This is a genomic window from Pseudomonas putida (genome assembly GCF_028682395.1).
Taxonomy (GTDB): domain Bacteria; phylum Pseudomonadota; class Gammaproteobacteria; order Pseudomonadales; family Pseudomonadaceae; genus Aquipseudomonas; species Aquipseudomonas putida_AB.
Genome location: NZ_JANHLC010000006.1, coordinates 87,389 through 99,820 on the forward strand (window position 1 = coordinate 87,389; position 12,432 = coordinate 99,820).

Consider the following 12,432-nt stretch of genomic DNA (forward strand, 5'->3'; position numbering starts at 1 on the left):
CCCCCCGCAGGCGTGCACCTGCAGGGGGGACGCAGGGTTTACTGGTAGCCTTTGGGGAATGGGTTTGGCTCGATCAGCTCGGACTCGTAGAGCACCTTGAACTGGCCATTGGGTAGCACTTCGCCAATGCGCGACTTGCTCCACAGGTGATGGTTGTCGTGGATCTTGACGTAGCCTTCCGGCGCAGTCTTGAGCTCGATCCCCGGCGATGCAGCGACCACTTTATCGATATCGAAACTGCCGGCCTTCTCCACCGCCGCTTTCCACAACCAAGGCCCAAGGTAGGCGGCCTGGGTCACGTCGCCGATCACCGAATCCTTGCCGTACTTGGCCTTGAAGGCCTCGACAAAGGCTTTGTTGTTGGGGTTGTCCAGGCTCTGGAAGTACTTCATCGAGGCGTAGAAGCCGGCCATGTTCTCGCCGCCGATGCCCAGCAGTTCATCCTCGGTCACCGAGAGGGTCAGCAGGTTCTGTTTGGCCGAGGTCACGCCCGCCGCTTTCATCTGCTTGTAGAACGCCACGTTGGAACCGCCCACAACCGCCGCGAACACCACATCGGGCTTCTTGAGCTTGACCTTGTTGATCAGCGAACCGAACTGGGTGTTGCCCAGCGGGTAGTAGTCCTCGCCGACCACGGTGCCATGCAGGACATTCTCGATATGCTTGCGCGCAATCTTCATCGAGGTGCGCGGCCAGATGTAATCCGAGCCGATCAGGTAGAACGTCTTGGCACCCTTGTTCTGGGCAATCCAGTCCAGGCTCGCGAGGATCTGCTGTGTGGCTTCCTGGCCGGTGTAAATCACGTTTTTCGACTGCTCCAGGCCTTCATAAAAGGTGGGGTAATAGAGCAGCCCGTTTTCCTTCTCGAATACCGGCAGCACCGCTTTGCGCGAAGCCGAAGTCCAGCAGCCAAAGACCGCGGCCACCTTGTCGCCGACCAGCAGTTTCTTCGCTTTTTCGGCAAAGGTCGGCCAGTCGGACGCGCCGTCTTCCTGCACCACCTTGATCTGCCGGCCGAGAATGCCGCCCGAGGCGTTGATCTGATCGATGGCCAGGCGCTCGGCCTGGATCGAACCGGTTTCGGAAATGGCCATGGTGCCGGTGGCCGAATGCAATTGGCCGACCAGCACTTCGGTATCGGTCACAGCCAGGCCGGTGGTATTGGCCGCGTCCGCCAGCACGCTTTGGCTGAAGACGCTTGCCGCGAGCAGCGACAGCGCCGCAGCGCCCAGTGCCAGCCGTCGAGGCAAAAGGCGCTTGGCGCCTGCAAGGGTGGGTTCCATGGTTTCGCTCCTGTGCGGGGGGATCGCTGCCGCCGGACCGGCCAAAGGGCACGGTGCCCGGCATCTGGTGGCGGCGGGGTCGGAGCAAGCATGGGACGCGCGCCGAAAAGGCGGTATACGCCGCATGACGTACCGCCCTACGTCATTTGACTGAGGTGTCGATGCCCTTCACCTGGGAGCACGAGGCACGGAACCTGCTTACAGCAGTGACCCTCCGCGATTGTGCGGCCGATTCCCAGCAGGACATCCAACGTGCACACCACCGGTTCCCAGCGCATCGTCAAAATCCGTCGCGACTACAACGCCTGGGTCGCCGACGAGACCATGGAAGACTACGCCCTGCGCTATACGCCCAAATCGTTTCGCAAATGGTCGGAATGGCGCATCGCCAATACCGCCCTCAGTGCCGTGTCCTTTCTCGCCCTGGAGGCCATCGGCGGCGCCCTCGTAATGAGCTACGGCTTTACCAATACACTCTGGGCGGTGCTGGCCGTGGCCCTGGTGATTTTCCTGACCGGGCTGCCGATCAGCTATTACGCCGCGCGCTATGGCGTAGACATGGACCTGCTCAGCCGTGGCGCCGGCTTTGGCTACATCGGCTCAACCATCACGTCGCTGATCTACGCCAGCTTTACCTTTCTGTTCTTCGCCCTGGAAGCGGCGATCATGGCCCTGGCCCTGGAGCTGTATTTCGACCTGCCGCTGGCGTTGGCCTATGTCCTGTGCTCAATCATCATCATTCCGCTGGTGGCCTACGGCATCACCCTTATCAGCCGCATACAGCTGTGGACCCAGCCGCTGTGGATCATCCTGCTGCTGGTGCCCTATGCCTTTGTCGCGGTGAAGAACCCCGAGGCACTGGTCGACTTCACCAGCTTCGCCGGGCGCGAAGGCGAAGGCGGCACCTTTAATCTGCTGTTTTTTGGTGCAGCCTTTAGCGTCGGGCTGTCCCTGGTGACCCAAATTGGTGAACAGGTCGACTACCTGCGCTTTCTCCCGGAAAAAACCGCGGCCAATCGCAAACGCTGGTGGGCCGCCCTGCTACTGGCCGGGCCAGGCTGGATCGTTCCGGGGGCGCTGAAGCTCCTCGCCGGCGCATTTCTGGCCTTCCTCGCCCTGCAACATGAAGTGCCGCTGGAGCGCGCCGCCGAGCCGACCCAGATGTACCTGGTGGCGTTCAACTATGTGTTCAGCTCGCCGCAATGGGCCCTGGGGGCCATGGTCCTGTTGGTGATCGTCTCGCAGATCAAGATCAATATGACCAATGCCTATGCCGGTTCCCTGGCCTGGTCGAACTTCTTCGCGCGGGTCACCCATAGCCATCCCGGCCGGGTGGTCTGGCTGGTGTTCAATGTGGCGATTGCGCTGATGCTGATGGAGTTGGGGGTGTTCGATGCGGTCGAGCAGGTGCTCGGGCTCTACGCCAATGTGGCGATTGCCTGGATCGGCGCACTGGTCGCCGACCTGGTGATCAACAAACCACTGGGCCTGTCGCCCCGGACCATCGAGTTCAAGCGCGCCCACCTGTATGACATCAACCCGGTGGGCGTTGGCGCGATGCTGATTGCCTCCCTGCTGTCGATTATTGCCCATTTCGGTGCATTCGGTGCCTTTGCCCAGGCAGCCCCGCCGCTGGTCGCACTGACCACCGCACTGCTGATTTCGCCGCTGATTGCCTGGTTTACCGGCGGACGCTATTACCTGGCGCGCACCAGCGAGCCGTCTCTGCTCTACCCCATCGACCGCCAGAGCAGCCTGGTCTGCGGCCTGTGCAATAACGCTTTCGAAACCCCGGACATGGCGTTCTGCCCGGCCTACAGCACGCCGATCTGTTCGCTGTGCTGCTCCCTGGATGCGCGCTGCGGCGATAAATGCAAACCCCGTGCGCGCCTGGGCCATCAACTCGAAGACCTGATCCAGCGCCTGCTGCCCAGGCTGCCGCTGGCGCGTCTGCACACCCTGCTGGCCCACTACCTGGGGCTGTTCACGGTGCTGATCCTGATGCTCGGCGCGGCGCTGATGCTGATCTACAGCCAGGTGTCCCACAGCCTGATCGACCAATTGGCGCAGGTGCAGCACACCCTGCTGCTGGACTTTATCAAGGCGTTCCTGACCCTGTCGGTGTTCGCCGGCGTGCTCGCCTGGTGGGTGGTACTGACCCGCGAAAGCCGGCGCGTGGCCCAAGAGGAATCGGACCGCCAGACCGTGTTGTTGATGCAGGAAATCGACGCCCATCACCAGACCGATCTGGCCCTGCAAAAAGCCAAGGAGGCCTCCGAGGCCGCCAATGCCGCCAAGAGCCGCTACGTCACCGGGCTCTCCCACGAGCTGCGTACGCCGCTGAACAGCGTGCTGGGCTACACCCAGATACTGCAGCGGGATGCGGCCACCCCGGCCCAGCATCAGGCGCCGCTGGCGACCATTTTGCGCAACGGTTCGCACCTACTTTCACTGATCGACGGGCTACTGGATGTCGCCAGTATCGAGGCCGGCAAGCTGCGCCTGGAGCCCAGTGAAATCGCGTTCCAGGGGTTTATCCACGATCTGGAACGGATGATCGCCCCCAGCGCCAGGGACAAGGGCCTGGGCTTTCGCCTGGAGTTGATCGGACGCACACCGGCCGTGGTGCGCGGGGATGAAAAACGCGTGCGCCAGATTCTGATCAATCTGTTGGTCAATGCCGTGAAATTCACCGACTTTGGCGAGGTTTGCCTGCGCGTCAGTTACCTGCGTGAGACCGCCACCTTCGAGGTGATCGACAGCGGCATAGGTATCCCCGAGGCGCAGTTGGAGCGACTGTTTCAACCGTTCGAGCGCGGTGAACTGAGCCACCAGGAACAGGGCGTCGGCCTGGGCCTGACCATCACCCGCATGCTGATCGCACTGATGGGCGGCGAGCTGTCAGTGACCAGCCGCGAAGGCGCCGGCTCGCGCTTTCAGATTCGCCTGTATCTGGGCGAAGTACGGGTGCCCAAGGCGGTCATCCATGCCGAGCACGACGTGATCGGCTACAGCGGCCCACGGCGGCGGATCCTGGTGGTCGATGACCATATCGAGCATCGCCAGGTCATTGCCGGGTTGCTCGGCCCCTTGGGTTTCGACATCGTTGAGGCCGCCAATGGCCAGGAAGCGATCCGCCAGGTCTCGCTGGCGCGCCCCGACCTGGTGCTGATGGACCTGTCCATGCCCGGCATGGACGGCTGGGAAACCAGCCATCTGATCCGGCGCAATACCCAGTCCCGGGTGCCGATCGTGGTGCTATCGGCCAATGCCAATGCCTTTGCCGAAGAACCGCGCAACAGCCAGATCCAGGCCTGCGACGACTACCTGGCCAAGCCGCTGCACCTGGCCCAGTTGCTGGAAACCCTGCAACGCCACCTCGACCTGCACTGGCAGCGCCAGGCTCCCGTACCGGCGGCGCACGTGCCGGCGCGCACCCTGCCAACCCTGCCCGATCTGCTGGCCCTCGACGGGCTGTGCGCCCAGGGGTATGTGCGCGGCTTGCAGGAAAAACTCGACGCCATGGAACAGCTTGACCCCGGCAGCGCCGGCTTCGCCGCCGAACTGCGCGTGCTGCTCAAGGGCTTTCGCCTGGATGAACTCAGCCAACACCTCAAAGAGGCCATTGATGCCCATGCACACTGAACCTGCGGACAACGGCATTATCCTGATCGTCGACGATGTGCCGGATAACCTCGCACTGCTCTCCGACGCCCTGGATGCGGCCGGCTATATGGTGCTGGTGGCGCTCAATGGCCTGAGCGCCCTGAGCCGGATCGAACGGCGTAAACCGGACCTGATTCTGCTCGACGCGATGATGCCCGAGCTCGACGGCTTCGAAACGTGCCGACGGATCAAGGCCATGGCCGACATGGCCGATATTCCGGTGCTGTTCATGACGGCGCTGAGCGACAGCGAGCACGTGGTCCGTGGCTTCGAGGCCGGGGCCATCGACTACGTGACCAAGCCGATTGTCTGCAATGAAGTGCTGGCACGGGTGGCCTCGCACCTGCGCACCGCGCGCATCCTGCAAGCCGCGCGCAAGGCCGGCAAGGTGCCGAGCCTGTCCCTGGACGACCACCCTGCCCAGGACCGGCTGACGCGGCGTTTCCAGTTGACCGAGCGCGAAATCGAGGTGCTGCGCTGGGTCGCCTGCGGCAAAACCAACAAGGACATCGGCGACATTCTCGGCCTGAGCCCGCGCACCGTGAACAAACACCTGGAACATATCTACGTGAAGCTCGGCGTGGAAACTCGCACCGCCGCCACCTCGGTCGCCCTGGCCGCCATGACCGAACAGGCCTGAAGCGCAGGTCTGCCGCCCCCTTGCGCGACCGCCCCTGACGCCACCCCGGCGTTTGCACTTGGCCGTTGTCGAGAGGCTGTCGGGGCTGCTGCGAAGGTGCAATTGGGGCTACAGGCCGGGCTCGACCGCGCCACCCGCCTGACGCGGGGCTTGGCCATGGCGTTCTAGACCTGACCGTGCAGCGCCGCCTGCAGGCGTCTGACCGCCGCCAGTGCCTGCTCCGGTGTCGCCAGATTGGCAAAGCCGAGCAGCAGGCCCGCCCGGGTCGGGGTCCCTCCCCACCAGTCGCCCAAGGCCTCGACTGCCAGCCCCAGGGCATTGGCCGCTGCCGCCAGGGCACGGTCGTCTGCCGGCCGATCCAGGCCGGCCAGCAGCGCAATGCCGCCAGCCTGGGGCTGGACCTGCAAGCGCTCGCCAAACACCTCGGCCAGGGCCCGGACCAGATAACCGCGCCGCACCGCGTACAGCGCGCGCATCCGGCGCAGGTGCCGGGCAAAATGACCCTCGACCATAAAATCCGCGACCGTAGCCTGGAGCACAATGGCGCCGGGGCTGGGCCGCAATGCCGCGCTCTGGCGAAAGCGTTCGACCTGCCCCGGCGGCACCACCAGATACGCCAGGCACACCCCCGGGAACAGCACCTTGCTGAAGGTCCCGGCGTACAGCACCCGCCCCTCCCGATCCAGGCTCTTCAAGGCCGGCAGCGGATGGCCGTGGTAGCGGAACTCGCTGTCATAGTCGTCCTCGATAATCCAGGCCTGGCGGCGGTTGGCCCACTCCAGCAACGCCAGCCGCCGGGGCAGCGACAGTGCCACGCCCAAGGGGCTCTGATGGGTGGGGGTCACCAGGGCGAAACGCGCTTGCTCGGCCCGCTGGCAGCCGGACTCGATATCCAGGCCTTCGGCATCCACCGGCACCGGTACCAGTTGCAAGCCCGCCGCCTCCAGAAACTGGCGAGCAAAGCGATAACCGGGCTCTTCGAACCAGCCGCTGTCACCGGCCTGCAGCAGGGTCCGGCAGACCAGGTCGAGGGCGCCACGGTAGCCGGCCGTGACGAACACTTGCTCAGGACTGCAAGTAATGCCCCGGGAGATACCCAAGTACGTGGCAATGGCCCGGCGCAACGGTTCGTATCCACACGGATCGGGATAGGTCATGGCTGCCGTGTCCATGTTGCGCAGGCGACGCCCCGCCAGGCGGACCCAGGTCTTGCGGGGAAAGGCATCCAGGGCGGGCAGCCCCAGTTGGAAGGGGCTTGGGTCGGCGGGCTGGGCACTCGCGCGCGCCTCGACCCGCCGCTCGACGCCTTGGCCGGGCAAGGCCCCGTTCACGCCCGCCAGGCTGGGCGACACCAGAGTCCCGGCCTGGCCACGTGCCAGGAGATAGCCTTCACTGGTCAACAATTGATAGGCCTGCTCCACGGTCCCCCGTGCCAGGTTCAACTGGCTGGCCAGGCTGCGCACGGACGGCACTCGATCGCCCGGGGCCAGCCTGCCCGTGGCAATGGCCGTGCGAAAACGTCGATAGAGTTGCAGATAAATCGGAACGCCCTGCTCGCCTGGAGGCAGCAGGAACACGAAATCCGCAGCGTCGCCCATTTTCATGTCCTACTTGTTTAGTCAATTCTTGGCCCTGATGGCCGGGCCATGATTACCCTAAAGTACCGGCTACGCAATCGCCCACTACCCACCGCCCCTTGCGGATCTGGAGACCTTCCATGAGCACCCTTCGCTTGCCCTACAGCACCCTTTCCCCGGCGGCCTACCAAGCCCTTGTCGCAGTCAAGCAGGCCCTGGATAAAAGTACCCTGGACAAGTCGCTGGTCGAGCTGGTCAATCTGCGGGTCTCGCAGATCAATGGCTGCGCGTTCTGTCTGGAAATGCATGCCACCCAGCTGCGCGCCGGCGGCATGGCCAATGCCAAGCTCGATAGCCTGGCGGGTTGGCGAGTCAGTGCGCGGTTCAGCGCAGCCGAGCGCGCCGCCCTGGCCTGGTCCGAGTCCCTGGTGGAAATCGCCCAGAGCCACGCCCCGGACGAGGTGTTCGCGCCCCTGAAGGCGCATTTCAGCGATGCCGAAATCAGCGACCTCACCTTCGTGGTGGCCTTGATGAGTGCCTTCAATCGACTGGCGATCGGGATGCGCCAATAGCCCTGCGCTGTCAGCGGTTCAAGGACGCTTCTGCCAAGCTCGCACCTGAAGCCGGCCCAGGCTGCAGGCCTAGCCCTGGCGCGGCGTAGTACCTCGGCGCGGCTCGCGTCCGCCGCCCGGTGACTGCTTGAACCAGCGCTTGTACGCCCGGTGGAAGGTACTGACATCCTTGAACCCCAATCCCTCGCTGACCGCCGCCACCGACAGGCCCTGCTGGATCTGCTTGTAGGCCTGGTCCTTGCGCACGCTCTCCACCAGCTCACTGAAGCTACTGCCCTGCTGCTTCAGGCGCCGGTACAAGGTGGGACGACTGACATGCAGCGCCGCGCAGGCCGACTCGATACTCACGCCCTCGCGCAAATTGGCCTGGATCAACTGGCGCACCCGGGCAATCAGCTCACCCTGGGCCTGCAGCAGCTCGAAGGCCTGCAACGCCCGCGCCTCGACCATCTGCTTGAGGTAGATATTGGCGCTCTGAATGGGCCGGTGCAGGAAATCCGCCGGCAGGTGCAGGCGATTGTGCGGGCGGTCAAAGCGCAGGTTTTCCCCAAAGACTTCGGTGTATGGCCCCAGATCCTGCGGCGCCGACCACTCGAACTCACAGGCCAGCGGCCGCAGCGCCTCACCACTCAGGGCTTGGCTCCAGCGCAGCAGCGCGCTCATGCTGCGTTCGATGGCCGCCTGGGGATAGCGACCACCCGGCACAAAAGCGAAGGCCAGGACCAGCGTGGTGTCGCTGTCGTGGCGGCACCACTGCTCCGACGGGTTCATCAGCGCACTGTGGCGCTGGAACACCTGCAGCGCCTCGCCCAGCTCGGTGCATTGGAACAGCCAGCTGGCGAGCAACCCACGCATGGCCGGATTGAAGGCCTGGCCGATTCGCACGCCGATGGCCGGTACCGATGGTTCATCGCGCGTTGCCACTTGCCACAACGCCAGCAGCAACCCCTCATCGAGACGTTGCTCCTGCACCGGCAGCGCCGCCGGGCTGCTATCGATCAAGGCCGCACGATCCAGGCCGGCCGCGTGCAGCTGCGCCTCACTGGCCACACCCAGTTCCAGCAACTGGTCATACAGGTCCAGCACGGCGACGCTGGAAACGGTGGTGGACCTGCGCATCGCGCGACTCTCCCGGCTAACGAATTCAGCCGGGGACTGTAGCGCGATCCAATAGCCCGATGCCACTAACCTTCGGGCGGCGCGATCGTCACCTGCAATGTCGCCAGTTGCGCCGTCAGTACCACCTGGCAGGACAGGCGGGAATGGGACTGAAAGTAGTCGGAATCGCCCAGCAGCATTTCCTCGCCTTCATGCCGCGAGCCTAACGCTTCGAAACCTGGCTGGGCGATATAGACATGGCAGGAGCCGCAGGAACAGGCGCCACCACAGATGGCCTGCAGGTCGTCGCAACCGCCGTTGCGCAGGGCCTCCATCAGGGTTTCGCCAACTTGGCCTTCAATCGAGACGATGCGACCGTCGAGTTCGGTAACCTGGATTACGGGCATACACGCTGCTCCTCTAGGGGGGTGATGGCGTCAGGCGCCGGGGCTTCGGGGTGGGTTGGGAGAATGTCGGTACAAAAGGCAAAGCGGCCCAGGGCCTGGGCCAAAGCCGGCGATGCGCGCGCCACGACCAGTTCGACCCGGTAACCGTGGCGCGGATCCTGCTGTACCGCCAGCGCCGTCAACCGCACACCATGGGCGCTGGCCATCTCGCGCACCACATCCTCGATTTCACGGATCACCAGGGCCGGCTTGAACAGCTTGCCGATGGCCGTCAGCGGCAACTCATCGACCAGCAGCAGACGCTTGGGCAGCGCGGCGGGCTCGGCAATCTCCTCGGTCAGGTAGTCCAGTAGCTCGGCCGCCGTGACGGTGCTCCCCGGACGGGCCTTCACATACACCACCGGCACCTCGCCGGCATGGGCATCGGGACGGCCGATGGCCGCTGCCAGCTCGACCCGGGGATGGCGATGCAGCGGCGCCTCGATCAGCAACGGATCGATATTGTGCCCGCCGCGAATAATCAGCTCCTTGCGCCGCCCGGCCAGCCAGAAATAGCCGTCGGCATCGACCCGGCCCAGGTCGCCGGTATTGAACCAGCGCTGGCCATCCCCCAGTTCCAACCAGATGCCGCGGTTATGCTCGGCCTGCAGATAGCCGCGAAAGACATTCGGCCCACACAGGGCAATAACGCCAATCTCGTCGCACACGCAGTCACGCAGGTAGTTGCCGTCGCTGTCCAGTTGCACCGCGCGCATCGCCTGATAGGGGAAGCGCAGGCCGATGGAGCCGATCCGCGATTCACCGGCCATGGGGTTAAGGCTGCTGGCGCAGGCGCCTTCGGTCAGGCCATAGCCTTCCAGGATACGAATGCCGGTGTGCTGCTCGAACCGGCGAAACAGCTCCACCGGCATCGGCGCCGCGCCACACATGCCCACCTCCAGAGAGCCGATCTCGAAGCCTGCGCTGGGCTGCTGCAGGAGCGCCGAATAGACCGTGGGCACCGCGCTGAAAAAGTTGATCCGGTAGCGCTCGACAATGCGCCAGAACCCCTCGATCACCCCAGCCCCGCGATAGCCCTGGGCCGTGCCGAGCACCACATGGGCGCCGGCAGCCCAGGGCGCCAGGCCGGTGACCAGTTGGGCATTGGCATGGAACAGCGGCAAACCGCAGAACAGACTCTTGCCAGGCCCCAGCGCGCCCCCCATCAGCAGGTTCATCGCATAGGCATCAAAGACCTCGTTGCGCTGCTCGCGCTGGGCAATCTTCGGCAAACCGGTGGTTCCGCCCGTGCAGAAATACGAGGACAACGCCTCAGCAGTCACGCAGCGTTGGCTATCGAGGCACCGCTCATTCTGGTGTTCGACGAAGCGCGCGTACCCGACAACTTCCACCGGCTCGGCCTGGGCGTTGTAGGCCGGCTCGGCGTTCGCAGGCGCCTCCTGGCCGACCTCGATCAACAAGCGCGCCGCGCTCACCGTGGTCAGCGCCTGGCGGACCTTGGCCCCCAGATCGCCGCTCAAGGTCACCACCACCCGGGCCTGGGCCGCGTGCAGCAATTGGCCCATCGCCTCGATACTCAACTGTGGATTGATCGCCAGCACGATGCCGTTGGCCTCGGCCCCCCACAGGACGAAATGGGTCTCGGGCACGTTCGGCAGGACATAGGCCACCACGTCCTCGGCACCGTAGCCGCGACTATGCAGGGCATTGGCAAAACGATGGATTTCACTGAGCAGGCCGTTGTAGCTCCAGGTCCTGGGTTGGTCCAGCGTGGCCATGCTGGCGAAAAACGACAGCGCCGGGCGCGGACCATGGCGGCGCGCGCTGCGCAGCAGCATCTCGTAAGTACTGGCAGGCAGGTCGTGCTGTTCGAGCGGGGTACGCTCCAGAGCGTGGATATCGGCAAGGGTTCGCAGCATCAAGGGAAGTCTCCTTCAGCGGGTTCCAGGCCGTCGATTCTAGGAACGGCCAGCCGCCAGGGGCATGGCGCCCGGAGTCAGTTACGCGGCGTTCGGGCTCATTTTTCCCTGGGCTGCAGATTGCAACCAAACGCCATGGCAGTGATCCCCCACGCCCTGTTCAGCCGCCTCCTCGCGCCCTAGCATCGTGCCGAAAAGAGCCCATGCCAGCAGGAGGTTGCAGATGTTCGGAAATGCCCCGGCCCAGCGAATCGATTCGGTCAAAAGCCTGCGCAAGCTGATTGCCGAGCCGCCGGCCATGATGAAGAAAAGGCTGCAGACCCAGATCGACGACTATTGCCTGACCCTGATCGAAAAAGCCTCGGTCTGCGCGGTCGGTTTTCTCGACCCGCGGCTGGATATCACGTTCTTCAATCTGCGCGACCAGCCGGTAGCCGTCGCCGAGGGGGATCGGATCGCCCTGGCCTGGCCAACGGAAAAACCTCTGCCGACCGTGTTGGAGAACAGCCAGGCGCTGGCCTGCAGCCTCTACTTCATCCTGCCCGGCATTGGCTTCGCCTTGCGCGCCAATGGCCATGCCCGCTGGGTCCCGGACGCCCAGGGCGCGCGCCTGGAGTTTCGCGCCGCCGCGTTGTTCCTGCACTGCTCCCGGGCCAAGGTGCGCGCGCAGTTCTGGCAGCCACGTGAGGCAGAGCCAACGCCGAGCGGCGCGACCGCAGGTGCAGAGCTTTCGGACGAGGCACTGGGCTTTATCGCCCGCTCGCCCTATCTGCTGGTGCTGAGCCATAACGGCGCCGGGGCCACGGAGCTGTCGCCCCGGGGCGATCCGGAAGGTTTTGTATTGGCCGCCGATCGACGCACCCTGCTGATCCCCGAGCGGCCGGGCAACAAGGTGGCCTGCACGCTGAGCAATATCATCGAGGCCGGTGCAGCCACCGCCGCGTTCCTGATTCCCGGCAGCAGCACCGTGCTGTCGGTGACGGGCAGCGCCTGGCTGACCGCCGAGCGCAGCCAGCTCGAACCCCTGGCGGTCAATGGCAAGGTGCCGGTGGTGGCGATTGCCCTGCAAGTCGAACGCTTTGCCTTCAACCACTGCCCTGAACTGGTGGAGGCCGGGCTCTGGTGCACCGACACCCATCTGCGCGAAAGCGATGTCCCGTCGTTCCCGAAAATGCTTTCCGAACATATGAATGGCCGGGGTCTGCTCGGCAAGGCCACTACACTGGTGGTCGATGCGGTGGTCAAGCACGACCTGAAAAACCTCTATTAG

9 protein-coding genes are annotated in these 12,432 nt (G+C 64.5%); 4 read left to right on the forward strand and 5 right to left on the reverse strand.

Going from position 1 to position 12,432, the window contains the following annotated elements; all coding sequences use genetic code 11:
- Positions 1-38: 38 nt before the first annotated feature.
- Positions 39-1,283 (reverse strand): urea ABC transporter substrate-binding protein, encoded by a 1,245-nt coding sequence (urtA, locus tag NPS46_RS15800; RefSeq protein WP_274108684.1) that lies wholly within the window; start codon positions 1,281-1,283, stop codon positions 39-41.
- A 252-nt stretch (positions 1,284-1,535) separates the two neighbouring features.
- Here urtA and NPS46_RS15805 point away from each other — a divergent pair, with 252 nt between their 5' ends.
- Positions 1,536-4,928 (forward strand): hybrid sensor histidine kinase/response regulator, encoded by a 3,393-nt coding sequence (locus NPS46_RS15805; protein WP_274108685.1) that lies wholly within the window; start codon positions 1,536-1,538, stop codon positions 4,926-4,928.
- On the forward strand, positions 4,912-5,589 hold the full coding sequence (locus NPS46_RS15810) for a response regulator (RefSeq protein WP_274108686.1): 678 nt from the start codon (positions 4,912-4,914) through the stop codon (positions 5,587-5,589). The genes NPS46_RS15805 and NPS46_RS15810 overlap by 17 nt, the downstream gene beginning before the upstream one ends.
- Before the next feature lie 164 nt (positions 5,590-5,753).
- On the opposite strand, the gene NPS46_RS15815 is transcribed toward NPS46_RS15810, so the two are convergent.
- Positions 5,754-7,187: a PLP-dependent aminotransferase family protein gene (locus tag NPS46_RS15815; RefSeq protein WP_274108687.1), complete on the reverse strand. Its 1,434-nt coding sequence runs from the start codon at positions 7,185-7,187 to the stop codon at positions 5,754-5,756.
- A 119-nt stretch (positions 7,188-7,306) separates the two neighbouring features.
- Here NPS46_RS15815 and NPS46_RS15820 point away from each other — a divergent pair, with 119 nt between their 5' ends.
- Positions 7,307-7,738 (forward strand): carboxymuconolactone decarboxylase family protein, encoded by a 432-nt coding sequence (locus NPS46_RS15820; protein ID WP_274108689.1) that lies wholly within the window; start codon positions 7,307-7,309, stop codon positions 7,736-7,738.
- A 69-nt stretch (positions 7,739-7,807) separates the two neighbouring features.
- Here the strand turns inward: NPS46_RS15820 and NPS46_RS15825 are convergent, their stop codons facing one another.
- The 3 genes from NPS46_RS15825 to NPS46_RS15835 all read right to left on the reverse strand — a co-directional run bounded on the left by NPS46_RS15825 (position 7,808) and on the right by NPS46_RS15835 (position 11,165).
- Positions 7,808-8,857 (reverse strand): AraC family transcriptional regulator, encoded by a 1,050-nt coding sequence (locus NPS46_RS15825; RefSeq protein ID WP_274108691.1) that lies wholly within the window; start codon positions 8,855-8,857, stop codon positions 7,808-7,810.
- Positions 8,858-8,922: 65 nt separating this feature from the next.
- Complete coding sequence (locus NPS46_RS15830; RefSeq protein WP_274108693.1) at positions 8,923-9,243, reverse strand: 2Fe-2S iron-sulfur cluster-binding protein; 321 nt, start codon at positions 9,241-9,243, stop codon at positions 8,923-8,925.
- Complete coding sequence (locus NPS46_RS15835; protein WP_425312747.1) at positions 9,234-11,165, reverse strand: acyl-CoA synthetase; 1,932 nt, start codon at positions 11,163-11,165, stop codon at positions 9,234-9,236. The genes NPS46_RS15830 and NPS46_RS15835 overlap by 10 nt, the downstream gene beginning before the upstream one ends.
- A 220-nt stretch (positions 11,166-11,385) precedes the next feature.
- On the opposite strand from NPS46_RS15835, the gene NPS46_RS15840 reads away from it, so the two are divergent.
- The gene (locus NPS46_RS15840) at positions 11,386-12,432 is read left to right on the forward strand and encodes a hypothetical protein (RefSeq protein WP_274108697.1); all 1,047 of its coding nucleotides are present in this window, start codon (positions 11,386-11,388) and stop codon (positions 12,430-12,432) included.